At 57.1% G+C, this 23,928-nt stretch carries 20 protein-coding genes, 2 tRNA genes and 3 rRNA genes; all 25 read right to left on the reverse strand.

Translation table 11 applies throughout. From position 1 onward, the window contains the following. Window positions 1-5: 5 nt before the first annotated feature. Window positions 6-671 carry a tetratricopeptide repeat protein gene (locus K5E80_RS06515; RefSeq protein ID WP_220635398.1) on the reverse strand — a complete coding sequence of 222 codons (666 nt, stop codon included), beginning with the start codon at window positions 669-671 and terminating at the stop codon, window positions 6-8. Then, window positions 658-1,980, reverse strand: a complete 1,323-nt coding sequence (gene hisS / locus K5E80_RS06520; protein WP_220635399.1) for a histidine--tRNA ligase — start codon at window positions 1,978-1,980, stop codon at window positions 658-660. The genes K5E80_RS06515 and hisS overlap by 14 nt, the downstream gene beginning before the upstream one ends. Before the next feature lie 8 nt (window positions 1,981-1,988). Beyond that, entirely contained in the window at window positions 1,989-3,242 is a 1,254-nt protein-coding gene (ispG, locus tag K5E80_RS06525; RefSeq protein ID WP_220635400.1) for a flavodoxin-dependent (E)-4-hydroxy-3-methylbut-2-enyl-diphosphate synthase, read from the reverse strand. A gap of 5 nt (window positions 3,243-3,247) precedes the next feature. After that, the gene (locus tag K5E80_RS06530; protein ID WP_220635401.1) at window positions 3,248-4,051 is read right to left on the reverse strand and encodes a RodZ domain-containing protein; all 804 of its coding nucleotides are present in this window, start codon (window positions 4,049-4,051) and stop codon (window positions 3,248-3,250) included. After that, window positions 4,048-4,842 carry a type IV pilus biogenesis/stability protein PilW gene (gene pilW / locus K5E80_RS06535; RefSeq protein WP_220635402.1) on the reverse strand — a complete coding sequence of 265 codons (795 nt, stop codon included), beginning with the start codon at window positions 4,840-4,842 and terminating at the stop codon, window positions 4,048-4,050. Before pilW ends, K5E80_RS06530 begins: the two co-directional genes overlap by 4 nt. Continuing rightward, entirely contained in the window at window positions 4,839-5,939 is a 1,101-nt protein-coding gene (rlmN, locus tag K5E80_RS06540) for a dual-specificity RNA methyltransferase RlmN (RefSeq protein ID WP_220635403.1), read from the reverse strand. Before rlmN ends, pilW begins: the two co-directional genes overlap by 4 nt. Further along, entirely contained in the window at window positions 5,939-6,364 is a 426-nt protein-coding gene (ndk, locus tag K5E80_RS06545; protein WP_220635404.1) for a nucleoside-diphosphate kinase, read from the reverse strand. The genes rlmN and ndk overlap by 1 nt, the downstream gene beginning before the upstream one ends. A gap of 49 nt (window positions 6,365-6,413) precedes the next feature. Beyond that, entirely contained in the window at window positions 6,414-7,727 is a 1,314-nt protein-coding gene (tilS, locus tag K5E80_RS06550; RefSeq protein ID WP_220635405.1) for a tRNA lysidine(34) synthetase TilS, read from the reverse strand. Continuing rightward, window positions 7,696-8,664: an acetyl-CoA carboxylase carboxyltransferase subunit alpha gene (locus K5E80_RS06555; RefSeq protein ID WP_220635406.1), complete on the reverse strand. Its 969-nt coding sequence runs from the start codon at window positions 8,662-8,664 to the stop codon at window positions 7,696-7,698. The genes tilS and K5E80_RS06555 overlap by 32 nt, the downstream gene beginning before the upstream one ends. A gap of 68 nt (window positions 8,665-8,732) precedes the next feature. Continuing rightward, window positions 8,733-8,846: ribosomal RNA gene (gene rrf / locus K5E80_RS06560) — 5S ribosomal RNA — on the reverse strand. 119 nt (window positions 8,847-8,965) lie between these two features. Then, a 23S ribosomal RNA gene (locus K5E80_RS06565) occupies window positions 8,966-11,852 on the reverse strand. A 282-nt stretch (window positions 11,853-12,134) separates the two neighbouring features. Then, window positions 12,135-12,210 (reverse strand) — tRNA-Ala (locus K5E80_RS06570). Between the two features lie 52 nt (window positions 12,211-12,262). Then, window positions 12,263-12,339: transfer RNA gene (locus tag K5E80_RS06575), tRNA-Ile, on the reverse strand. 61 nt (window positions 12,340-12,400) lie between these two features. Next, window positions 12,401-13,937: ribosomal RNA gene (locus tag K5E80_RS06580) — 16S ribosomal RNA — on the reverse strand. The 16S, 23S and 5S rRNA genes sit together here with 2 tRNA genes alongside, the layout of an rRNA operon. A gap of 391 nt (window positions 13,938-14,328) precedes the next feature. Continuing rightward, window positions 14,329-15,306 (reverse strand): helix-turn-helix transcriptional regulator, encoded by a 978-nt coding sequence (locus tag K5E80_RS06585; RefSeq protein ID WP_220635407.1) that lies wholly within the window; start codon window positions 15,304-15,306, stop codon window positions 14,329-14,331. A gap of 18 nt (window positions 15,307-15,324) precedes the next feature. Then, on the reverse strand, window positions 15,325-16,494 hold the full coding sequence (locus tag K5E80_RS06590; RefSeq protein WP_220635408.1) for an O-succinylhomoserine sulfhydrylase: 1,170 nt from the start codon (window positions 16,492-16,494) through the stop codon (window positions 15,325-15,327). 1 nt (window position 16,495) lies between these two features. Continuing rightward, the gene (purF, locus tag K5E80_RS06595) at window positions 16,496-18,025 is read right to left on the reverse strand and encodes an amidophosphoribosyltransferase (protein WP_220635409.1); all 1,530 of its coding nucleotides are present in this window, start codon (window positions 18,023-18,025) and stop codon (window positions 16,496-16,498) included. A gap of 18 nt (window positions 18,026-18,043) precedes the next feature. Beyond that, window positions 18,044-18,535 (reverse strand): CvpA family protein, encoded by a 492-nt coding sequence (locus K5E80_RS06600; protein ID WP_220635410.1) that lies wholly within the window; start codon window positions 18,533-18,535, stop codon window positions 18,044-18,046. Further along, window positions 18,532-18,783: an SPOR domain-containing protein gene (locus K5E80_RS06605; RefSeq protein WP_220635411.1), complete on the reverse strand. Its 252-nt coding sequence runs from the start codon at window positions 18,781-18,783 to the stop codon at window positions 18,532-18,534. Before K5E80_RS06605 ends, K5E80_RS06600 begins: the two co-directional genes overlap by 4 nt. Before the next feature lie 53 nt (window positions 18,784-18,836). Next, window positions 18,837-19,172, reverse strand: coding sequence for a hypothetical protein (locus K5E80_RS06610; protein WP_220635412.1), 336 nt, complete (start codon window positions 19,170-19,172; stop codon window positions 18,837-18,839). A 5-nt stretch (window positions 19,173-19,177) separates the two neighbouring features. Continuing rightward, window positions 19,178-20,446 carry a bifunctional tetrahydrofolate synthase/dihydrofolate synthase gene (gene folC / locus K5E80_RS06615; protein ID WP_220635413.1) on the reverse strand — a complete coding sequence of 423 codons (1,269 nt, stop codon included), beginning with the start codon at window positions 20,444-20,446 and terminating at the stop codon, window positions 19,178-19,180. Then, window positions 20,447-21,310: an acetyl-CoA carboxylase, carboxyltransferase subunit beta gene (gene accD, locus K5E80_RS06620; protein WP_220635414.1), complete on the reverse strand. Its 864-nt coding sequence runs from the start codon at window positions 21,308-21,310 to the stop codon at window positions 20,447-20,449. Further along, window positions 21,307-22,116 carry a tryptophan synthase subunit alpha gene (trpA, locus tag K5E80_RS06625; RefSeq protein ID WP_220635415.1) on the reverse strand — a complete coding sequence of 270 codons (810 nt, stop codon included), beginning with the start codon at window positions 22,114-22,116 and terminating at the stop codon, window positions 21,307-21,309. The genes accD and trpA overlap by 4 nt, the downstream gene beginning before the upstream one ends. 2 nt (window positions 22,117-22,118) lie before the next feature. After that, window positions 22,119-23,321, reverse strand: coding sequence for a tryptophan synthase subunit beta (trpB, locus tag K5E80_RS06630; RefSeq protein ID WP_220635416.1), 1,203 nt, complete (start codon window positions 23,319-23,321; stop codon window positions 22,119-22,121). Beyond that, the gene (locus tag K5E80_RS06635) at window positions 23,296-23,928 is read right to left on the reverse strand and encodes a phosphoribosylanthranilate isomerase (RefSeq protein WP_220637251.1); all 633 of its coding nucleotides are present in this window, start codon (window positions 23,926-23,928) and stop codon (window positions 23,296-23,298) included. Before K5E80_RS06635 ends, trpB begins: the two co-directional genes overlap by 26 nt.

The raw sequence follows: 23,928 nt of genomic DNA on the forward strand, positions 1-23,928 counted from the left end.
GGTCCTCACTTGGCGACTCCCAGTGAATCGAGCTTGGCTTGCAGCATGTCGCGGTAAGACGCGTGCACATCCGGGCCATTGCCCTTCGGCGTCTGGTCCAGCGCGGCAAGCGCGGCCGTGTAGGAAGCAGCCGCTTCGGCCTTCTTGCCCTGCACCGCCAGCACGTCACCCTTGAGTTCGGCAAAGCGTGCGGCCAGCCCTGCCTGCGGCGGCGCAGCCAGTTGTTTCAGCGCTTCGTCATAGGACTTCTCGTCGAGCAGCAATGCCGCCAGACGCAAACGCGCCAGATCCCGTACCACCGCATCCTTGCCATGCTCGGCGACCCACTGCAACTCGACGTGCGCGGTCTTGGCATCGCCGAATTCCGTTTGCACCCGCGCCGACAACAGCGCGCCCATTGCCGCGTAAGTGGTACGCGGATATTTCTCGATCAGCATACCGGCCAGTTCGCGCGTTTTCTTGGCATCCTGCGCGCCGATCGACTGTTCAAGCGCCATGTAAATCGCCGACGCTTCCGTGGCCTGCTTGCGCTGCCACCAGTTCCAGCCCTGCCAAGCCGCCAGCGCCAGCGCAATGACAGTGATGACTGTGGTCACCAGATTGCCATGCTGCTTCCACCAGGTTTTGATTTCTTCGAGCTGTTCCTGTTCCTCAAGGTCATACACTGCCATGTTCGTTCCTTTTGTTGTCCGCGTCGGACGACGCATCGGTTCCCAAAATAAATTCACTCACGGCAATTGCGGCGTCATCCGCCGCAATGCGCCTTTGTTCGCCGCTCTCGCGCAGCGGCTTGATCGATACTTCACCCGCCACGGCTTCGTCGTCGCCGATAATCACCGCCAGTATGGCGCCTGATGCGTCGGCGCGTTTCATCTGCGATTTGAAACTGCCGCCGCCGCAATGCAGTTGCACCGCGAATGCGGCATCGCGCAGCCGTTCGGCCACCTTGAAAGCAGCAGCCTGCGCGGCTTCACCCTGATGCACCAGATAGACATCCGGTGACGGTTTCTCGTGCTGGTAGCCCTGATCGGTCCATAAGGCGAGCAGCCGCTCGATACCCATCGCGAAACCGCAGGCCGGTGCAGGTTTGCCGCCGAGTTGCGACACCAGACCGTCGTAGCGGCCACCGGCGCAAACCGTGCCCTGCGCGCCGAGCTGATCCGTCACCCACTCGAACACTGTGAGGTTGTAGTAGTCCAGGCCGCGCACCAGGCGCGGATTCAGGCGCGCATGAATGCCGGCATTTTTGAGCAGGGCCTGCACGCCTTCGTAATGCTTGAGCGAAGCTTCGCCGAGGTAATCCATCAGCTTCGGCGCCTGCTCGACAATGTCCTGCATGTCGGGATTCTTGGTGTCGAGAATGCGCAAGGGATTGCTGTGCAGGCGGCGTCTGGCATCAGCGTCAAGCAAGGACTCATGTTGGGTCAAATAGTCAATCAGGGCTTTCCTGTGATCCTGACGTTCTTCCAGATTCCCCAATGAATTGATTTCGAGCCGGATACCTTCGAGGCCCATATCATCCCAAAGGCGGGCGCACATGAGTATCTGCTCTGCATCAATATCCGGCCCGGCCAGTCCCAGCGCTTCGACACCGACTTGATGGAACTGGCGGTAGCGGCCTTTCTGCGGCCGTTCATGACGGAACATCGGCCCCATATACCAGAGCTTCTTCGGGCCATCGTAGAGCAGGTTGTGCTGCAGCACGGCGCGCACGCAGGAAGCCGTGCCTTCAGGACGCAGGGTCAGTGAATCGTCGTTGAGGCTGTCGGTGAAGGAGTACATCTCCTTCTCGACGATGTCAGTCACTTCGCCAATGGCGCGCGCGAACAACGGCGTTGCTTCCACCAGCGGCATGCGAATTGGCCGATAGCCGTAGGCGCTCAGCCAATCGCGCACCAATGCCTCGAACTCTTCCCACAGTTCGGCATCGTTGGGCAGGATATCGTTCATCCCGCGAATGGCTTGGATTATTTGGGACATAAGAACCGTTATGCAATCTTCCTGAGATATTTACGTTGCACGTAGTCGTCAACGATCTGGCGAAACTCGCCGGCAATATTGTCCCCGCGCAGTGTCGTGACGCGTTCGCCGTCGACATAAACCGGCGCTACCGGCGCCTCGCCCGTGCCTGGCAGCGAGATGCCGATATTGGCGTGTTTGCTCTCGCCCGGGCCGTTGACCACGCAACCCATCACGGCAAGGCTCATGTTTTCAACGCCGACACGTTCAATTTTCCACTGCGGCATGCGCTCGCGCACATAGTTCTGGATGTCTTGCGCCAGTTCCTGGAAATAACTGCTCGAGGTGCGGCCACATCCTGGGCAGGCAGCCACCAGCGGCGTGAAAGCGCGCAGCCCCATGGTCTGCAATATTTCCTGGGCGACGATGACTTCCCTGGTGCGGTCGCCGTTGGGTTCCGGCGTCAACGAAACCCGGATCGTGTCGCCGATGCCTTCCTGCAGCAGCACCGCCATCGCCGCGGTCGAGGCGACAATGCCCTTGCTGCCCATGCCGGCCTCGGTGAGCCCCAGATGCAGGGCGTAATTGCTTCTTGCCGCGAGATCGCGATAAACGGCAATCAGATCCTGCACGCCGGATACCTTGCATGACAAAACAATACGATTGGCCGGCAGGCCGATTTCCTCGGCCCTGGCGGCCGACTCAAGAGCGGAGGTCACCATGGCTTCGCGCATGATTTCGGTGGCGTCTTTCGGCCGCACGCGCTTGCCGTTTTCATCCATGATGCGGGCCAGCAAATCCTGATCGAGGCTGCCCCAGTTCACGCCGATGCGAATCGGCTTGTCGTGGCGGCAGGCAATTTCGATCAATTGCGCAAACTGTTCGTCGCGTTTTACCCCCTTGCCGACATTGCCGGGATTGATGCGGAACTTCGACAATACCGATGCACACTCCGGCACTTCGGTCAGCAGCTTATGGCCATTGAAATGAAAATCGCCGACCAGCGGTACTTCCTGCCCCATGGCCGCAAGCCGTTCGCGAATCTTCGGCACCGCCCGCGCCGCTTCGCGCGTATTTACCGTGATGCGCACGATTTCCGAACCGGCGCGCGCCAGTTGCGCCACTTGCACCGCCGTCGCAAGATCATCCCCGGTATCGGTATTCGTCATCGACTGGATGACAATAGGCGCACCGCCCCCGATGGTGATAGCACCGACACGCACGGCATTCGTCATGCGGCGCACTGGTGCGGCATATGAAGCTGGATCGGGAGTGGCGTTCATTACCGCTATTCGAGTGTGAAACGCGCGACATCTTCCCGGGCATGGGGCTGCAAATCGACGTCATGCCCGCCATAGCTAACCTTGACCGCCGATACCCTGCCGATCCAGAGTTGATACGGCGGCTTGCCGGTTATGACTTGCTTCTGGCCATCGGAAAATTCGCCGGTCAGCAGTACCTGTCCGCTGGCGTCCTTGACTTCGAGCCAGGAACGCCCGGAAAACTCGAATGACAATGTCGTTGCCGACTCGACGGGCGGCGATATCGCCGCTGGCAAGGGTTCCTGTGTGGTGGCTGTGGCATCGTTGGCCGGTGCCGGTTGACCGCCGGCAGGTACGACCTCCTTGGGGGCAATATCGACGATAGGTGGCGAAACCTGATGTTTCATTGCCGGCTGGGTGCCGGCAAACCAGATCATACCGCCCGACAGCAGCAGCAATATCGCGGCAAAACCAAGCTTTTTTGCATGGCGGCGATAAAAAGGTATTGGATTGGTCTCACCCATATTGGCCGGTACAACAATCTGTTCCGGAGACGGCAAGGACTGCTCCCCCAGCATTTCCAACAGTGGATCGGGCGGCAATTTCAGCAAGCGGGCATAGGCGCGAATAAAACCGCGCAGGAATGTTTTCCCCTGCAACTGTTGGAAGTCGTCGTTCTCGAGCGCTTCGATCTGCCGGACACTGAACTTCAGCGCCTCGGAAACCTCACCCAATGTCAGTCCCTTTTGTTCCCGCGCCTGACGCAATGTCCCACCCGGGAATGGATGGGAAGCATTGGTCACATCGTCAGTAATATCCTGATCGCTCACTCCAGAGCCCCTTGAAGCAATTTCCTGTATTCGTCGGAATCAGGGAATTTTTTATGCATCTGCGCCAGATAACGTGCCTCGTCATCGCGATTGCCGGTAAGACGGGCAATACAGTAGGCGAGGAAACTCGATGCCGCATTCGGTTTGGAATTCCGGTGCAATTCCGTAATGTAGCCGCGCGCTTCCTCATATTGTTTTTGCTGATACTTCACTTTCGCCATCAGGAACAGCGCGCGCGCGTTGTTGGGGATCAAAGCCAATGCCCGTTGCAAGTGAGTTTCTGCCGCGTTGTAATCCTTAACTTGCAAGGAACATTCCGCGTAATTGGTCAACGCTTCCCACGGCGTCGGATACAGCGTGTTCTGCAAGGCTTCGTTGAAGTATGGAAAAGACTGCTGCACGCGCTTGGTCCGGCACAGGAACAAGCCGTAGTTGTTGGCAATCTCGGGGTCTCCGGGCGAAAGCTGTCTGGCACGCAGAAAAGCTTCCTCGGCGGACTTGTCGTCACCCAGGCTCATATAGACCAGCGCCAGCAGATTATAGGCAGGGGTATAGTTGTTGTCGTGATTGAGGGCAGTCTTGGCCTCCTTCAGGGCGACCCCGAACTGGTTCTGTGCGTAATACTCGAAACCCAGATCGGTATGCGCCTTGGCACGAGTGCGAGCCTCGCCCAACACCACCTCTTGCGATGCGGGAGCCTGGGCCCTGGACTGACTCGACGGCGACATGGCACAGCCAACCAGCAGACAGACGGGCAGAAACACTGCCGCAAGCCGAAGCATGAGTTTCATGAGTTCACCTCCACCACTGAAATTACGGATTTGGCATGCGCGGTCCGCTTTGACTTGTCGCGCACGCGGCCGGCAAGTTGGCCGCAGGCAGCATCGATGTCGTCGCCTCGCGTCTTGCGCGTCGTTGTCACGACGCCGGCGGCCATCAGGATATCGGCGAAGCGGCGAATGCGCTGCGCCGGCGAACGCCGGAACGGTGAATTCGGAAACGGATTGAAAGGAATCAGGTTGAACTTGCAGGAGACATCGGAGGTGAGTTCTATCAACTCACGCGCATCGCTGTCGCTGTCATTGACATCACTCAGCATGACGTATTCGAAGGTGATGAAGTCGCGCGGCGCATGCTTGAGATAACGCCTGCAGGCTGCCATGAGCTCGCGCAACGGATACTTGCGATTAATCGGTACAAGGTCATCACGCTTGGCGTCATTCGGCGCATGCAGCGAAACCGCCAGCGCTACCGGGCAGGCTGCGGCCAATCGATCCATCGCCGGCACGATACCCGATGTCGACACCGTGACGCGACGACGCGACAAACCATAGGCATTATCGTCGAGCATCAGGCGCAGGGCCGTGACCGTATTGTCGAAATTCGTCAGCGGCTCGCCCATGCCCATCAACACTACATTGCTGATGATGCGCTCTCCTTTCGGATCATGGCCGAGGGCGCGATTCGCCTGCCAAAGCTGGCCGATGATCTCTGCCACTGTCAGGTTGCGATTAAAACCCTGTTTGCCGGTGGAACAAAAAGCACAATCGAGCGCGCACCCCGCCTGTGTCGAAATACAAAGTGTGCCGCGGTCATCCTCGGGGATGAAAACCGTTTCAACCGCATTGCCGTTGCCGACATCAAAGAGGAACTTGCGCGTGCCGTCATCCGATAGCGTGTCGGAGGTGAGCGTCGGCGGAACGATCACCGCATTGACCTTGAGCTTCTCGCGCAGGCTCTTGGCCAGGTCGGTCATTGCGTCAAAATCATCCTGCCCAGAACGATGTATCCAGCGCAGCACTTGCGTGGCACGAAACGGTTTCTCGCCGAGTTCGGCGAAGCAAGCCGTCAGTCCGACAGCATCGAGATCGAGCAGGTTGACCGGCATTAGCGCGAGTAAATGTTCAACGCCGGAAAGTAGTAGGCAATTTCCACGGCGGCGGTTTCGGGAGCATCCGAACCATGCACTGCGTTGGCGTCGATGGACTCGGCGAAGTCGGCGCGGATGGTACCGGGCGCCGCTTTCTTCGGGTCGGTGGCACCCATCAGGTCGCGATTCTTGGCAATGGCCCCCTCGCCTTCCAGCACCTGGATCATCACCGGACCGGAAATCATGAAATCGACCAAATCCTTGAAGAAGGGACGCTCCTTGTGCACGGCGTAAAAACCCTCGGCTTCAATGCGTGAAAGGTGGGTCATGCGCGCGGCAACGATTTTCAGTCCATTCATCTCGAAGCGTGAGTAAATTTTGCCAATGACATTCTTGGCGACGGCATCGGGTTTGATGATGGACAGGGTGCGTTCGACAGCCATTTGGTTCTCCTTGGGAATATTCCGCAGACAAAATTGAAAGTGTGGAATTCTACCAAGTTACCCCATCGAACTCTATCAAAAAGCCCTCTGCTCCGGGCTTGCAACGATATTTGGCGGCAATGCCGATGCCCGCCACCCAGACCACTTCATCTCCCGAATAAAGTACCGGGAGGTTCTTGCGGCGCCAAGGGGGAACCCCAGCCTCGCGCAGCAAATCCTTGAGTGGTCGCCGCGGTCCGCCCGGTCTGAGTTGCAGAACATCGCCGCCACGACGTGCCGAAAAATACAAAGGGCCAAAATTCAACATGGCAGCAGCGATTCCGGCGCCGACTATGGAACTGGCATGAATTTGATGGCCGCTCCATGGTATTGTCTGCTCCCCGGCCCAGACAGTTGGCGCTACCGGTTGAGGGGGAATATCCACCAGCACCTGATCGCGGAATCGCCTTAGTTCGTAATTTCCCAGCGTGAAACGGATATCGCTGTCGTGGCTGGCTGTAAGCAACTGCCGCAACATTTCCCGGACCATTGCACTGCCCGGAATTTGCAAACCCTGACGGCGCAAGTAAGACGTCAGCAGATTGGCGGCACGCAATGGAGGCAGGGCGTTCAATTGCGCAACATTCAATAATTTTGCGGCGCCGAGATCTTCTTCTGCCATCCGATCCAGCAGTTCGGCGGCCTCGCCGAATGCCCGTGCCGCACGCGCCAGACTAACCGTCGCATTGGGAAACGGCCGCTCAAGCAAGGGCATTACCTCATGACGCAGGAAGTTTCGGCTGTAATGACAATCGATATTGCTTTCGTCCTCGATCCACGACAACCCGTTCCATTTTGCATATTCGACAATTTGTTCGCGCGACACATCCAGCAGCGGTCGCAGCAGTCGCCCTCGCCGCTCAGCCATTCCGGCGGCGCCATGAACGCCAGCGCCACGCAACAAGTTAAGCAGAACGGTTTCGGCCTGATCGTCGCGGTGATGGCCGAGAAGAACCCAGTCGCATTCGACGGCATTCAGCGCCGCATACCTCGCTTTGCGCGCCGCCGCCTCCAATCCTTTGCCGTCGCGCGTGACTTGGACCCGTCGCACCTCCAGGGCAATACCAAGCTGTTCGCATAATTTGCGGCAGCAGGTTTCCCACTCGCCGGCATGCGGGCTTAAACCATGATTGACGTGACAGGCGACCGGCTGCCTGAGTCCCAGTGCCTTGGCCGATGCAGTAGTTGCATGTAGCAGTGCCACGGAATCGATGCCGCCGGAAAGCGCGACACACAAGCCCTGGCCCGGCTCGACATGACGGGCGAGCCGGTCGCTCAACAACGCAGACAGGTCAATGGATGGTTTGCTCTTTGAATTTGCCATAGCCCATCAAGCGCTCCATGCGCCGTTCGATAAGCTGGGCAGGCGTCAGGCCGGAGACCTGCTTCAATGCATCTTGCAATGCGCGCTTGAGCGAGGCCGCAATGGCTGAATATTCGCGATGGGCGCCGCCAACAGGCTCGGCGACGATGCGGTCTACCAGTCCCAGCGACTTGAGCCGCGTCGCCGTAATGCCCATGGTTTCCGCCGCCTCATTGGCTTGTTCAGCGCTCTTCCACAAAATCGAGGCGCAACCCTCCGGTGAAATCACGGAATAGGTCGCGTATTGCAGCATGATGACTAAGTCGCCGACGGCAATCGCCAATGCCCCGCCCGAGCCGCCTTCACCAATAATTGTTGCTATCAGCGGCACCTTGAGTTCGGCCATCACGTAAAGGTTGTGGCCGATGGCTTCCGACTGGCCTCGCTCCTCGGCATCGACGCCCGGATAGGCGCCCGGGGTGTCGACAAAGGTAAAAATCGGCAGCCCGAATTTTTCCGCGAGTTTCATCAAGCGCATCGCCTTGCGATAGCCCTCCGGACGCGGCATGCCGAAATTGCGCTGAATTTTTTCCTTGGTATCGCGGCCTTTCTGATGCCCGATCACCATGCATGACTGACCATTGAAGCGTGCCAGGCCACCGATAATTGCCTGGTCATCGGCAAAAGCACGATCGCCATGCAACTCCTCGAAATCGGTAAAAGCATGCTTGATGTAATCTAGCGTGTAGGGACGCTGCGGGTGACGCGCCACTTGCGCGATTTGCCACGGCGTCAGTTGCGCGTAAATATCCTTGGTCAGCGCCTGGCTTTTTACTTCGAGACGACTGATCTCATCGGAGATGTCGACAGCGGAATCATCCTGCGCAAAGCGGAGTTGCTCGATCTTGGCTTCAAGATCAGCTATCGGCTGCTCGAATTCGAGAAAAGTGGTTTTCATGGGCGCTATTCTAGCAAGCGAATAACAAAACCCCCTCACGGCTAAGCCGGAGGGGGTTTCAAGGGGGAGTCTGGCGCTGACCTACTTTCGCAAGAGGTTAACTCACTATCATTGGCGCGGTCTCGTTTCACGGTCCTGTTCGAGATGGGAAGGGGTGGTTCCAAGACGCTATGGGCACCAGACAAAACTGGGTGACTCGGGGTGGGCTTTTTGGCTTGAGCCGGGTCACGATATTTGGGAGAAGTAAAGATGGGTAATGATTGCTGCGTTTGTTGCTTTCGTGCTGTTCACACAAAGTTATAGGGTCAAGCCGCACGGGCAATTAGTACTGGTTAGCTTAACGCATTGCTGCGCTTCCACACCCAGCCTATCAACGCGGTGGTCTTCCGCGACCCTTTAGGGGGGTTAAACCCCCGGGAGATCTCATCTTGAGGCGAGTTTCACGCTTAGATGCTTTCAGCGTTTATCTCTTCCGAACTTAGCTACCCGGCGATGCCACTGGCGTGACAACCGGTACACCAGAGGTCCGTCCACTCCGGTCCTCTCGTACTAGGAGCAGGCCCCCTCAAATCTCCAACGCCCACGGCAGATAGGGACCAAACTGTCTCACGACGTTTTAAACCCAGCTCACGTACCACTTTAAATGGCGAACAGCCATACCCTTGGGACCGGCTACAGCCCCAGGATGTGATGAGCCGACATCGAGGTGCCAAACTCCGCCGTCGATATGAACTCTTGGGCGGAATCAGCCTGTTATCCCCAGAGTACCTTTTATCCGTTGAGCGATGGCCCTTCCATACAGAACCACCGGATCACTATGACCTGCTTTCGCACCTGCTCGACTTGTCGGTCTCGCAGTCAAGCCTTCTTATGCCATTGCACTATCAGTACGATGTCCGACCGTACCTAGAAGACCTTCGTACTCCTCCGTTACACTTTGGGAGGAGACCGCCCCAGTCAAACTGCCTGCCATGCACGGTCCCCGACCCCGATTCAGGGGCCCAGGTTAGAACCTCAACGACACCAGGGTGGTATTTCAAGGTTGGCTCCACCTGATCTAGCGACCAAGTCTCACAGCCTCCCACCTATCCTACACAAGTCTCGTCAAAGTCCAATGCAAAGCTACAGTAAAGGTTCATGGGGTCTTTCCGTCTAGCCGCGGGGAGATTGCATCTTCACAAACACTTCAACTTCGCTGAGTCTCAGGAGGAGACAGTGTGGCCATCGTTACGCCATTCGTGCAGGTCGGAACTTACCCGACAAGGAATTTCGCTACCTTAGGACCGTTATAGTTACGGCCGCCGTTTACCGGGGCTTCGATCAAGAGCTTGCACCCCATCACTTAACCTTCCGGCACCGGGCAGGCGTCACACCCTATACGTCGGCTTTCGCCTTTGCAGAGTGCTGTGTTTTTATTAAACAGTCGCAGCCACCGATTCTTTGCAACCCCATCGCGCTTCGCGAGCAAGTCGCTACACGCTACCGAGGCACACCTTATCCCGAAGTTACGGTGTCAATTTGCCGAGTTCCTTCTCCTGAGTTCTCTCAAGCGCCTTAGAATTTTCATCCTGCCCACCTGTGTCGGTTTGCGGTACGGTCAATCACAGACTGAAGCTTAGAGGCTTTTCCTGGAAGCAGGGTATCACTCACTTCAGAGCCAATGGCTCCTCGTCATCACGCCTCAGCTAAGCCGCACGGATTTTCCTATGCAGCACGCCTACACGCTTAAACCGGGACGTCCAACACCCGGCCGAGCTAACCTTCTCCGTCCCCCCATCGCATCTGTGATCGGTACAGGAATATTGACCTGTTTCCCATCGACTACGCCTTTCGGCCTCGCCTTAGGAGCCGACTCACCCTGCGCCGATGAACGTTGCGCAGGAAACCTTGGGCTTTCGGCGAGCGGGCCTTTCACCCGCTTTATCGCTACTCATGTCAGCATTCGCACTTCCGATACCTCCAGCATGCCTGACAGCACACCTTCAACGGCCTACGGAACGCTCCCCTACCATGCCTATTACTAGGCATCCGCAGCTTCGGTTCATGGCTTGAGCCCCGTTACATCTTCCGCGCAGGACGACTCGATCAGTGAGCTATTACGCTTTCTTTGAAGGATGGCTGCTTCTAAGCCAACTTCCTGACTGTCTATGCCTTCCCACTTCGTTTTCCACTTAGCCATGGATTTGGGACCTTAGCTGGCGGTCTGGGTTGTTTCCCTTTCGACCATGGACGTTAGCACCCACAGTCTGTCTCCCGTATATCACTTTCCGGTATTCGGAGTTTGCTATGGCGGAGTAGATCGCAATGACCCCCCCAACCATTACAGTGCTCTACCCCCGGAAGTGTCCATACGAGGCACTACCTAAATAGTTTTCGGGGAGAACCAGCTATTTCCAGATTTGTTTAGCCTTTCACCCCTATCCACAGCTCATCCCCTAGTTTTTCAACACTAGTGGGTTCGGACCTCCAGTACCTGTTACGGCACCTTCATCCTGGCCATGGATAGATCATCTGGTTTCGGGTCTACGCCCAGCAACTGAAGCGCCCTATTCGGACTCGCTTTCGCTACGCCTCCCCTATTCGGTTAAGCTCGCTACTGAACGTAAGTCGCTGACCCATTATACAAAAGGTACGCAGTGACGGAACAAGTCCGCTCCCACTGTTTGTATGCATGCGGTTTCAGGATCTATTTCACTCCCCTCCCGGGGTTCTTTTCGCCTTTCCCTCACGGTACTGGTTCACTATCGGTCGATGTCGAGTATTTAGCCTTGGAGGATGGTCCCCCATCTTCAAACAGGATTTCACGTGTCCCGCCCTACTTGTCGCAAGCTTAGTTCCACTTCCATGTTTTCGCGTACGGGGCTTTCACCCACTACGGCCGCACTTTCCAGAGCGTTCCGCTAACACAGAAGCTAAATCTTGCAGGCTGTTCCCATTTCGCTCGCCACTACTCTGGGAATCTCGGTTGATTTCTGTTCCTGCAGCTACTTAGATGTTTCAGTTCGCTGCGTTCGCTTCCCACCTCTATGAATTCAGGATGGGATGACCCTTGCGGGCCGGGTTTCCCCATTCGGACATCTACGGATCAAAGCTTGTTTGCCAGCTCCCCGTAGCTTTTCGCAGGCTACAACGTCCTTCATCGCCTGACATCGCCAAGGCATCCACCACATGCACTTAGTCACTTGACCCTATAACTTTGCGCCCTGGTCCTCTTTCCAGATTCCCAAGTCGCTAGCCTAGAGAGCAACAAGCGCTTGTTTCTCCACCCCCACCGCCGGTTCAAGTTGGTGGGAATGAAGCAATGCAATCACAACCCATGCGTGAATCCTTGCGGATCCACACACACTTTACTTCTTCCAAATTGTTAAAGAACCTACAACCGTTCGGTAAAAAACCGATCTCTCAACCCGCCAATTTCTTGATCACGTTGAGAGATCGACTCTTGTCAGCAGCAACTCGGGCAGCGCAATTGGTGGAGGTGAACGGGATCGAACCGATGACCTCATGCTTGCAAAGCACGCGCTCTCCCAACTGAGCTACACCCCCTCAAGCTTCGACGCCCGGTGGTTGTTATCGGCCGTGCCCCGCCTGGTATGCGTGGTGGGTCTGGTTGGGTTCGAACCAACGACCCCCGCCTTATCAAGACGGTGCTCTAACCAGCTGAGCTACAGACCCGCTTGTCTGCTGCCTGGAACAACCGATAGGTTGTAGGTACTTGCCGAGCTTAGCGCTCTAGAAAGGAGGTGATCCAGCCGCACCTTCCGATACGGCTACCTTGTTACGACTTCACCCCAGTCATGAATCCCACCGTGGTAAGCGCCCTCCTTGCGGTTAGACTACCTACTTCTGGTGAAACCCACTCCCATGGTGTGACGGGCGGTGTGTACAAGACCCGGGAACGTATTCACCGCGGCATGCTGATCCGCGATTACTAGCGATTCCGACTTCACGGAGTCGAGTTGCAGACTCCGATCCGGACTACGATCGGCTTTATTGGGATTGGCTCCCCCTCGCGGGTTGGCAACCCTCTGTACCGACCATTGTATGACGTGTGAAGCCCTACCCATAAGGGCCATGAGGACTTGACGTCATCCCCACCTTCCTCCGGTTTGTCACCGGCAGTCTCATTAGAGTGCCCAACTAAATGATGGCAACTAATGACAAGGGTTGCGCTCGTTGCGGGACTTAACCCAACATCTCACGACACGAGCTGACGACAGCCATGCAGCACCTGTGTCCAGGCTCTCTTTCGAGCACCAATCCATCTCTGGAAAGTTCCTGGCATGTCAAGGGTAGGTAAGGTTTTTCGCGTTGCATCGAATTAATCCACATCATCCACCGCTTGTGCGGGTCCCCGTCAATTCCTTTGAGTTTTAATCTTGCGACCGTACTCCCCAGGCGGCCAACTTCACGCGTTAGCTACGGTACTAAGGAAGTCTCCTTCCCCAACACCTAGTTGGCATCGTTTAGGGCGTGGACTACCAGGGTATCTAATCCTGTTTGCTCCCCACGCTTTCGTGCATGAGCGTCAGTATCGACCCAGGGGGCTGCCTTCGCCATCGGTGTTCCTCCACATCTCTACGCATTTCACTGCTACACGTGGAATTCCACCCCCCTCTGCCGTACTCGAGTCTTGCAGTCACAAACGCAGTTCCCAGGTTAAGCCCGGGGATTTCACATCTGTCTTACAAAACCGCCTGCGCACGCTTTACGCCCAGTAATTCCGATTAACGCTCGCACCCTACGTATTACCGCGGCTGCTGGCACGTAGTTAGCCGGTGCTTCTTCTTCAGGTACCGTCATTAGCTCGGGGTATTAGCCCAAACCGTTTCTTCCCTGCCGAAAGAGCTTTACAACCCGAAGGCCTTCTTCACTCACGCGGAATGGCTGGATCAGGCTTGCGCCCATTGTCCAAAATTCCCCACTGCTGCCTCCCGTAGGAGTCTGGACCGTGTCTCAGTTCCAGTGTGGCTGGTCGTCCTCTCAGACCAGCTACGGATCGTCGCCTTGGTAGGCCTTTACCCCACCAACTAGCTAATCCGCCATCGGCCGCTCCATCCGCGCGAGGTCTTGCGATCCCCCGCTTTCTCCCTCAGGACTTATGCGGTATTAGCACATCTTTCGATGTGTTATCCCCCACGATTGGGTACGTTCCGATGTATTACTCACCCGTTCGCCGCTCGCCGCCAGGTTGCCCCGCGCTGCCGCTCGACTTGCATGTGTAAAGCATTCCGCCAGCGTTCAATCTGAGCCAGGATCAAACTCTTCAGTTTAATCTTGCTTAATTTTGTTACTCACTCAAACGAATCTTCAAGGATTGATCAAAGTGTTACCTCTGACCAGTCTTGTCTATTTCGTGTAAGTGCCTTGCTGTATTACTTCGCTTGGCCAGAACAGAACCTCCACTTTCGTTTTGATTCGCGCCGAAAATCCAAACTTTCGTTCATATTTCCGTCGCATTGGCGCGCCTTCGATTTCAGCACCACCAACTCGTCCTCGCCTCAAAAACCCAGCAAGCACCTACACCTATCGGTTGTTCTAAATTTTAAAGAGCCTTCGCGCCACTTCTTTTTGCGCGCTCCGCAATCAGCAGAGAGGCAGGATTATAGGAAGAGTCTTTTGGCTTGTAAAGCCCTTTCGACACTTTTTTTAGTTGGATGCATTTTATTTTTTGTAATGTTCCAAGGCACTCTTGAGATGGGACATCACTTCTTCACGCAATGAAGTTGGCGCCAGCACTTCGACGTCCGGACCATGGCGCAGAATATCCATTACCAGTTCGCGATGGTCGCTGTATGGTAGCTCCATGGCATAACGGCCATCAGCCAACAATCTGCTTTTTTGTTTTGGATGCCATCTCTCGCTCATTACCCAGCGCGCACGTTGCGCGGAAAAGCGCAGTTTTGCCCATTGCACCTTGCGCCCGGAAAATATCCCGTAGCCTGCCCCCAATACCGAATCGAGCGTCTTGTCCGGAACATTCTTCGCTGGTGTTTCAAGAATGTCGACGCGGCGTATCGCATCGATAGCGAAGCTGCGCAGTTCATTGCGTAAATGGCACCATGCATCCAGATACCAGTTCTCACGGTAATAGACGAGCCGCTGCGGCGATACCTCGCGTTCGGTTGCTTCGTCACGGGCACGAACGTAATAGAGGATTTGCACGCGCTTGCGCCGCAGCAAAGCAGAGCCCAAAACAGAAAAATGATCCAGGCCGATAACACGAGATGCGATGCCAACGATACGAATGCGCTTACGGATTTCATCGATCGAGCCGTCGCCTGAATCCAACAACGACATCAGCCGCGCCTGAAGAGGTTCGACATGCGATGCCAGCAACCCACCACGATCAAGCCCCGAGAGCAAATGCTGCATGGTTAACAGCGCGTGAATCTCGGTTGCGCTGAACCAGAGACCGGGCAACTCATATTGGCTGGCGCCATACTCAGCCTGTGCAAAACAGTAGCCGCGGCGTTCACGATCCCAAACAATCGGCGCATTGAGCCGGTTGCGCATGTACTCAAGATCGCGCTTGATGGTCGCGCGCGAAACTCCGAGCTTTTCCTCGAAGGTTGAAAAAGGAACAACGCGATGTTCGCCGAGCAGTTGGTCTATCTTGTAAAAGCGCTCGGTACGATCCATACGATGCTGGGAAACCGATTAACCGAGGCCCGATAGCAGATCGCCGAAAATGTCGTCCACCGACTCCAGTCCGACTGCCACTCGCAATAAGCTTTCATTGATTCCCGCCGCGGCACGTGCTTCCTGCGTGATACGGCCGTGCGTCGTCGAAGCCGGATGCGTTATCGTGGTCTTGGTGTCGCCGAGATTCGCCGTCACCGAGAGCAGGCGGCAGTCATCCACAACCCGCCATGCCTCATTTCGGCCACCCTTCACCTCGAAACTGACGATGGCACCGCCGCCCGACTGCTGCCTGGCAGCCAGCGCATGCTGCGGATGCGAGGCAAGTCCCGGGTAAAGAACTCGCGCCACTTTCGGATGCGCTTCAAGACGTTGCGCCAACTCCAGCGCATTGGCTGACTGCGCTTCCATGCGAATGCGCAGCGTCTCCATGCCTTTGAGAATGACCCATGCATTGAAAGGCGAAATCGAAGGACCGGCAGTGCGCAGAAACTTGTACACCTCCTCCATGTCCGCCTTGTTGCCGCACACGGCGCCACCCAGGACGCGGCCCTGGCCGTCAAGATACTTGGTCGCCGAATGAATCACGATGTCTGCGCCCAGCGCCAAAGGCTGCTGCAGGGCCGGTGTGCAAAAGCAATTATCGACCGCCAGCCGCACCTTGGCAGCACGCGAGACTTGCGCCAAGGCGGCGATATCAACAACGTCCATCAAGGGGTTCGATGGCGTCTCGATGAAAATCAGCTTGGTGTTCGGACGAATGGCATTCTTGTAGGCCTCGATGTCCGTGGCCTTGACGTAGGTGGTCTCGATGCCGAAACGCGACAGGATCGTGCTGAACAAATTTACTGTCGCGCCAAACACGCTCTGCGACGATACGATGTGATCGCCGCCGCTGAGCAGCGCCATCACGGTCGACAGCAATGCCGACATGCCGCTTGCCGTGGCGACGCAAGCTTCTCCACCTTCGAGCGCGGCGAGACGGCGTTGGAACATATCGATGGTCGGGTTGTCGAACCGACCATAAACATAACCCTTCTCCGCGCCGGAAAAACGTGCCGCTGCTTGAGCCGCGTTCTCAAAAACAAAACTCGACGTGAGATAAAGCGCCTCGGAATGCTCATTGAACTGACTGCGCTCCTGGCCTGCACGGACGGCAAGCGTATCGAAATCCGGTTTTTTCGCCATGTTATTCCTGGCCTTCCAGAATCAGGTTAAGGTCAAGCTGGGCGCTATCGTCGCCATCAGCGGAATGCCGCGCCGGGTTATCCCGCGCCTGCTCGACGTTTTCAAGATACTCCGCAGTGACATCGCCGGTGATGTAACAACCGTCGAAACACGACGTTTCAAAAATATTCAAGGACGGATTCAACATATGCACGGCTTTTTTCAAGGCATCAATGTCCTGATAGATCAATGCATCGGCGCCGATTTCCTGCCGGATTTCCTCATCGGTACGAAAAGCAGCGATCAGTTCACCGCGCGACGGCATGTCAATGCCATAGACATTGGCATAACGTACCGGGGGCGAGGCCGAAGCAAAATACACCTTGGTTGCACCTGCTTCACGCGCCATGGTGACGATCTCGTGACTGGTGGTGCCACGCACGATCGAATCGTCGACGAGCAGCACGTTCTTGCCGCGAAACTCCTGCGAAATGGCATTAAGTTTCTGTCGTACCGACTTCTTGCGCGAAGCCTGCCCTGGCATGATGAAAGTACGGCCGATATAGCGATTCTTCACGAATCCTTCCCGGTACGGTAGATCAAGGCGGCGCGCCAGTTCCATCGCAGCAGGGCGCGACGAATCCGGAATCGGAATCACCGCATGGATTTCCAGATGCGGCATGGTGTGGCGAATCTTGTCGGCCAGGAACTCCCCCATCTTGACGCGCGTTTCATAGACCGACACGCCATCCATCAGCGAATCGGGCCGCGCCAGGTAAACGTACTCGAACATGCACGGGGCATGCATGGTCTTCTCCGCGCACTGGCGACTGACGAAATGCCCCTGCGTATTGATCAACACCGCCTCGCCCGGCTCGATATCACGCAGCATCTTGAAACCAAGCGTGTCGAGCGCGACGCTTTCCGACGCCACCAGGTATTCCGGTCCCTGCTCAGTATCGTTACGGCCGACCACCAGCGGACGAATACCGAATGGATCACGAAACGCCAGCAGGCCGTAGCCGGCAATCATCGCCACGACCGCATACGCCCCGCGCACGCGACGATGCACGCCCGCCACCGCCCTGAATACAGTCTCAGGATCGAGCTGGTACTTGGTCGAGGCAAGTTGCAGTTCGTGTGCGAGCACATTGAGCAACACTTCAGAATCCGAATTGGTGTTTACGTGCCGCAGATCCTGCAGGAACATGTCCTGTTTAAGCTGGCCGGTGTTGATAAGATTGCCGTTGTGCGCCAGCATCAGGCCAAAAGGTGAATTGACATAAAACGGCTGCGCTTCGGCAGCGTTATAGGCAGAACCCGCAGTGGGGTAGCGGCAATGGCCAATGCCCCAGTTGCCCACCAGATTGCGCATGTTGCGGGTGCGGAACACGTCGCGCACCAACCCCTGCCCCTTGTGCATATGGAAGCGGCCACCCTCGGCTGTCGCAATGCCGGCAGCATCCTGGCCACGGTGCTGCAACACCTGCAACCCGTCGTAGAGCAACTGGTTAACCGGTGTGGTTGCTACAACGCCCAAAATCCCGCACATGATGTCCTCAATTCACACTTAGCGATATCGAATCTTGCTTGCCCACTCGCGTGGCAGCCACGGCTTCATTGCCACGACCGCCGTTTCCAGTGGCGCTGCGAATACTGCATCGCGCCACCATGCCTGTTTCGGAAAGGCTGTCAAACCACCCGCCGCCACAAGCACCAGCGCCACCAAAACACCCCGCGCCAAACCAAACATGGCGCCAAGAAGCCTGTCTATCAAGCCCAGTCCAATGACTTTCAGCAATCCGCTTGCCAGTAGTCTGACCCCTGCGGCCAGAAATAACACCGCTATGGCAATTGCCACAAATGCCACCGCATACCGTAGAGCAGAATCAGGTACCCACCGCGCCAATTCCGGCGCCAAGTTTGGTGCAAACAATCTACCCAATACGATCGCCAGTACCCATGCAACCAGTGCCAGCAGCTCGCTGACCACTCCGCGCCAAAACCCAAACAACACTGACAGCACAATGCCTGCCAGAACTGCGTAATCGAAGATCGTCACTGCTTTTGCACAACCTGGCCGTCAACGCCAATCTTATTAATTCGCGAGCGCGCCTTATCGGCCACCTCGTGTGACTTGAAGGGCCCCGCCAGTACCCGCGTGCGCGACCCTTGCGGCAAATCGAGCTTTTCAGTGTAAGACGGCAAACCCATATCCTTGAGCTTGTTTGCCAGTTGCTTCACATTGGCGGCATTCTGATATGCCCCCAGTTTCACAACCCATTGTTCGGCATCCTTGCCTTCGAGCACGGCCTCAGCATGAGCAACTTCGGATTTTTTGGCAGTATCGACTTTCGTTTCCGTTACCACGCTCGCCACCGGGGCGAAGCCGGTTTCTCGGCAACCTCTGGAGTTTTGGAAACAGTCATTTCAGCGACAGGCTCTGGCTTGGGTACTTGCTGATCTTTCGGCAACGGAGCTGGTGCCGGGCGGCCGGGAATCACGCGCGCAACGAGAGAATCGCCATCCTGACTGGGAATGCGGATCTGGATTTCCTGGCCGCTGGGCTTCGGCTCGCTATCCATCACAATCGGCAACACGATCACGGCCAGCAGCGCCAGTGCCACCGCGCCAACCAGGCGCCGGCGTGCGCGTTTCTTCAAGTCAATCGTTGAATCGACGGTGGAATCGTCAGGCATGACGGTCAGGCTCCGGAAGCAAGGATACGCATAACGTCGGCAACCGTTAGAAACGATCCGAAAACAAGAATTTTATCATTATCCTCTGCGGCGCCTCGCGCATAGGCGAATGCTTCGGCCGCTGACGGATACTCCCCTATCGGCTCGGTAACACCTTCATGCCGTAGCAGTTCGGCGAGTTGCGCGGCATTCGCGGCACGTGATCCTGGCAGCGTACAGACCAGCCAGTGCGTTACCCACGGCTTGACCGCACGAATCACGCCGGCGATATCCTTGTCGGCCATCATTCCAAACACGGCCCAAGTCTGCGCGCGGGCGGATGCCATATTACCGAGGTTCTCTGCCAGCACGCCGGCCGCCTGCGGGTTATGCGCCACATCGAGCACCACGGCTGGCTTGCCGGGAATGATCTGGAATCGTCCCGGCAATTCGACTTCCATCAAGCCGCGCTGAACGTCCTGCGTTGCCACAGGAAGTAAGTCGCCTAACGTATCCAGCGCGGCCAGCGCTGTCGACGCATTGGTGAGTTGAATCCCGCCGCGCAAGGCCGGAAGAGCGAGTCCACTGCGTTTACCCAGCCAACTCCAGAACTGCCACTGCTGTTCTTCAGAAACGAAACCATAGTCATGTCCGATCAGCCTCAAATCCGCGCCAATTGTGGCCGCATGCGCGAGCAAGGTCGAGGGCGGATTCGAATCGCCACAGATGGCGGGTTTCCCGTGGCGAAATATCCCGGCTTTCTCGAACCCGATTTGCTCACGGTCGCTGCCGAGATAATCCATGTGGTCGAGGTCGACCGTTGTCACCACCGCACAGTCCGGTTCATAGACATTGACCGCATCCAGCCTGCCGCCAAGCCCGACTTCGAGAATGATGACGTCAAGCTGGTTGCGTACAAATACCTGCCACGCCGCCAGCGTGCCGAACTCGAAGTAGGTCAACAATGTTCCGTTTCGTACGGCTTCGACTTCAGTAAAGCCGCGGCAAAGTTCATCGTCGGATACTGTCCGTCCATTGACGCGAACGCGTTCGTTATAGTCGAGAAAATGTGGTGAGGTATAAAGGCCAATGCGGTAACCGGCACGAAGCAGGATGCTTTCCAGTATTGCACATACCGAACCCTTGCCGTTGGTGCCACCCACAGTAATGACAACACAGTTTTTTGTCTGCCCCAGGGTGCTACGCACTTCTTCAACACGTTCCAGATCCAGCACAATGGGCCGGACATGCTGGCACTCGATATAAGCCAGCCAGCCAGACAGTGAGTCGGGCATCTATGCGGGAAGAGGTGTACGTTGCAGCAGTGCAATCAGCGACACCAACCGGTCGCGCAGTTCACGCCGGTCGACGATCATGTCGATCGCGCCCTTTTCAATCAGGAACTCGGCGCGCTGAAAACCTTCCGGCAACTTCTGGCGCACGGTTTGCTCGATTACGCGCGGTCCGGCAAAGCCGATCAATGCACCGGGTTCAGCAATGACCACATCGCCCATGAAGGCGAACGAGGCCGACACGCCGCCCATGGTCGGATCGGTGAGCAAGGTAATAAAGGGCAGATTGTGCTGCGATAACTGGGTCACGGCTGCCGTCGTCTTGGCCATCTGCATGAGCGAGAACAGACCCTCCTGCATACGCGCGCCACCACTCGCCGTGACGCAGACAAACGCGCTCTGGGCCTCGATCGCAGCGCGCACACCGCGTACGAAGCGTTCGCCGACGACTGAGCCCATCGAGCCGCCGAGGAAATCGAATTCAAAACAGGCCACGACAACAGGCAATGTCTTGATCGCGCCCTGCATCACTACCAGCGCATCGGCTTCCCCGGTATCTTCGACCGCACCCGCGAGACGATCGGAATAGCGTTTGCTGTCCTTGAACTTGAGTGTGTCGAGAGGAATCACTTCGGCGCCAATCTCAAAACGCCCTTCGGCATCCAGCAGCAGGTTGAGGCGGGCACGCGCTTTGAGGCGATGATGATGTCCGCATTTCGGGCAAACGCTGAGATTGCTTTCGAGGTCAGAGCTGTAGAGCACCGCCTCGCAGGCCGGGCACTTGCACCAGAGTCCTTCCGGCACCGAATGGCGAACTCCTTCGGCGCGCTTGATCTTCGGTGGCAGCAATTTCTGAAGCCAACTCATAACGGTACCCCCTGATCCATGGCATTACGAATGCCGCGAATGAATGCGCCCACCTTTGCGACAGCCTGATCGCGCGGCGAATTCTCTATTTCCTCGATGATGCGGCTGCCGATCACCACCGCATCGGCAACTGTCGCAATCCGTGCAGCGCTGTTGCCGTCGCGGATACCGAAACCGACACCGATCGGCATGCCGACTTTAGCGCGAATTGCGGGAATGCGCTTCGTCACCTCATCGAGATCGAGGTGGCCGGCACCGGTCACGCCCTTGAGCGAGACGTAATAAATATAGCCGCTACCCAACTGGGCCACCTGGGCAAAGCGCTGCTCGGTCGAGGTCGGCGCCAGCAAAAAAATCGGATCCATCCCTGCGTGTTTGAGGATGGCAGCGAAAGCCTCACACTCCTCGGGTGGATAATCGACGGTCAGCACGCCGTCGACGCCAGCAGCCTTGGCGTCGCATGCGAATCGTTCGACGCCATAGGCCTCGATCGGATTGGCATATCCCATCAACACCAGCGGCGTGTGATCGTTATCCCGACGAAATTCGCGGATGATATCGAGCACGCGGGTCAGCGACATGCCCTGTTTCAGCGCACGCTCGGAGGCACGCTGGATGGTCGGGCCGTCGGCCATCGGATCGGAGAATGGTACGCCAAGCTCGATGATGTTGGCGCCGCCCGCAACCAGCGCCTGCAGCAGCGGCAACGTCAATTCGGCATCAGGATCGCCGGCGGTAATGAAAGGGATCAGCGCCTTGCGGCCCTGCTTGTGCAATTGCGCGAAAGTGGTCTGTATGCGCGACATGGTCAGAAGCGGATGCCGGATTTCTCCGCCACCGTGTGCATGTCCTTGTCACCGCGGCCGGACAGATTGACCAACAGCAGCTTGTCCCTGCCCAGGGTCGGCGCGAGCTTCGCTGCATAGGCCAGGGCATGCGCAGACTCCAGCGCGGGAATGATGCCTTCCAGCCGGCACAGGTGATGAAAAGCTTTGAGCGCTTCGTCGTCAGTGATGGTCACATACTCGGCACGTTGCGAGTCCTTGAGCCAGGCATGCTCGGGACCAACGCCGGGATAATCAAGGCCGGCCGAAATCGAATGCGTCTCGGTGATCTGGCCGTTCTCGTCCTGCAGCAAATAGGTGCGGTTGCCGTGCAGCACACCGGGGCGGCCGGCAGTCAGCGAAGCGGAATGCCGGCCGCTCTGGATGCCGCAACCAGCCGCCTCGACACCGATCAGGCGCACTTTCTGCTCATCGATATAGGGGTAGAAAATTCCCATCGCGTTGGAGCCCCCGCCGACACAGGCGATCACCGCATCCGGTTGGCGACCGGCGAGTTCCGGCATCTGTACCTTGCATTCTTCGCCGATGACGGACTGGAAGTCGCGCACCATCATCGGATAGGGATGTGGCCCGGCCACGGTACCGATGATGTAGAAGGTGCTGGCAATGTTGGTGACCCAGTCGCGCATCGCTTCATTCAATGCATCCTTGAGTGTCTTCGAGCCGCTTTCCACCGGCACTACCGTGGCGCCGAGCAGCTTCATGCGATAGACGTTCTGCACCTGGCGCCTGACGTCCTCGCTGCCCATGTAGACGACGCACTCCATGCCATAGCGTGCAGCAACGGTAGCAGTCGCGACACCATGCATTCCAGCGCCCGTCTCGGCAATCACGCGCGGCTTACCCATGCGGCGCGCCAACATGGCTTGACCGATGCAGTTGTTCACCTTGTGCGCACCGGTGTGATTGAGATCTTCGCGCTTGAGATATATCTGCGCGCCGCCGAGCAAATCCGACCAGCGCCTGGCGTGGTAAATCGGGCTCGGCCGTCCAACGTAATGTTTGAGGTCGTATTCGAACTCGGCGCGAAAAGCCGGATCGGCCCGGGCCGCGGCATAGGCAGCGCGCAACTCATCCAGCGCGGGAATCAGCGTCTCGGCAACGAAAACGCCGCCGTAAGTGCCGAAGTGGCCAAGCGCGTCAGGATATTGGTAAGCTGTCTGCATGCGTTACTGCCGTCACAAAGTCGGCGATTTTTGCGGCATTCTTGATGCCTTTGCTTGATTCCACTCCGCTGCTCACATCGACCGCCCAAGGATGCAATTGACGTATCGCTGCGGCAACATTGCCGCCGTGCAAACCGCCGGAAAGAATTACCGGCAATGGCAATCGGGATGGGATGATGGACCAGTCGAATGTCTCGCTCTTGCCACCGTAGCCTTCGACATAGGAATCAAGCAAAAGCCCCGCGGCTGAAGGATAAGACCGCGCGAATTCTACCAGATCGAGTCCCGGCCTGACCCGTGCCACCTTGATATAGGGCCGTCCAAATGAACAGCAATAAGCCTCGGATTCTTCACCATGAAACTGCAGCAAATCCAACGCCACCGCGGCGAGTGCCTGCTTTACAGCGCTCTCGTTTTCATTCACGAAGAGACCCACCCTGGTAACGAAAGGCGGCACGCGCGCTGCCAGGGCAGCCGCCTGCTCGATGGCAAGGTTACGCGGGCTCGGCGGATAGAACACGAAGCCGATGGCATCGACGCCGGCATTGATTGCCGCATCGACATCTTCAGCGCGAGTCAGACCACAAATCTTGATTCGGGTGCGCAC

The organism is Georgfuchsia toluolica, assembly GCF_907163265.1.
GTDB lineage: Bacteria > Pseudomonadota > Gammaproteobacteria > Burkholderiales > Rhodocyclaceae > Georgfuchsia > Georgfuchsia toluolica.

What these genes read in the sequence shown, in the direction of transcription:
- ndk (WP_220635404.1), bottom strand. Translation starts at nt 6,364, where the DNA reads ATGGCTGTCGAACGCACCCTGTCCATCATCAAACCCGATGCCGTCGCC.
- K5E80_RS06590 (WP_220635408.1), bottom strand. Translation starts at nt 16,494, where the DNA reads ATGGCGAAAAAACCGGATTTCGATACGCTTGCCGTCCGTGCAGGCCAG.
- purF (WP_220635409.1), bottom strand. Translation starts at nt 18,025, where the DNA reads ATGTGCGGGATTTTGGGCGTTGTAGCAACCACACCGGTTAACCAGTTG.
- hisS (WP_220635399.1), bottom strand. Translation starts at nt 1,980, where the DNA reads ATGTCCCAAATAATCCAAGCCATTCGCGGGATGAACGATATCCTGCCC.
- ispG (WP_220635400.1), bottom strand. Translation starts at nt 3,242, where the DNA reads ATGAACGCCACTCCCGATCCAGCTTCATATGCCGCACCAGTGCGCCGC.
- K5E80_RS06515 (WP_220635398.1), bottom strand. Translation starts at nt 671, where the DNA reads ATGGCAGTGTATGACCTTGAGGAACAGGAACAGCTCGAAGAAATCAAA.
- pilW (WP_220635402.1), bottom strand. Translation starts at nt 4,842, where the DNA reads ATGAAACTCATGCTTCGGCTTGCGGCAGTGTTTCTGCCCGTCTGTCTG.
- trpA (WP_220635415.1), bottom strand. Translation starts at nt 22,116, where the DNA reads ATGTCGCGCATACAGACCACTTTCGCGCAATTGCACAAGCAGGGCCGC.
- rlmN (WP_220635403.1), bottom strand. Translation starts at nt 5,939, where the DNA reads ATGCCGGTCAACCTGCTCGATCTCGATGCTGTCGGACTGACGGCTTGC.
- K5E80_RS06610 (WP_220635412.1), bottom strand. Translation starts at nt 19,172, where the DNA reads ATGCCTGACGATTCCACCGTCGATTCAACGATTGACTTGAAGAAACGC.
- K5E80_RS06555 (WP_220635406.1), bottom strand. Translation starts at nt 8,664, where the DNA reads ATGAAAACCACTTTTCTCGAATTCGAGCAGCCGATAGCTGATCTTGAA.
- K5E80_RS06585 (WP_220635407.1), bottom strand. Translation starts at nt 15,306, where the DNA reads ATGGATCGTACCGAGCGCTTTTACAAGATAGACCAACTGCTCGGCGAA.
- accD (WP_220635414.1), bottom strand. Translation starts at nt 21,310, where the DNA reads ATGAGTTGGCTTCAGAAATTGCTGCCACCGAAGATCAAGCGCGCCGAA.
- tilS (WP_220635405.1), bottom strand. Translation starts at nt 7,727, where the DNA reads ATGGCAAATTCAAAGAGCAAACCATCCATTGACCTGTCTGCGTTGTTG.
- folC (WP_220635413.1), bottom strand. Translation starts at nt 20,446, where the DNA reads ATGCCCGACTCACTGTCTGGCTGGCTGGCTTATATCGAGTGCCAGCAT.
- trpB (WP_220635416.1), bottom strand. Translation starts at nt 23,321, where the DNA reads ATGCAGACAGCTTACCAATATCCTGACGCGCTTGGCCACTTCGGCACT.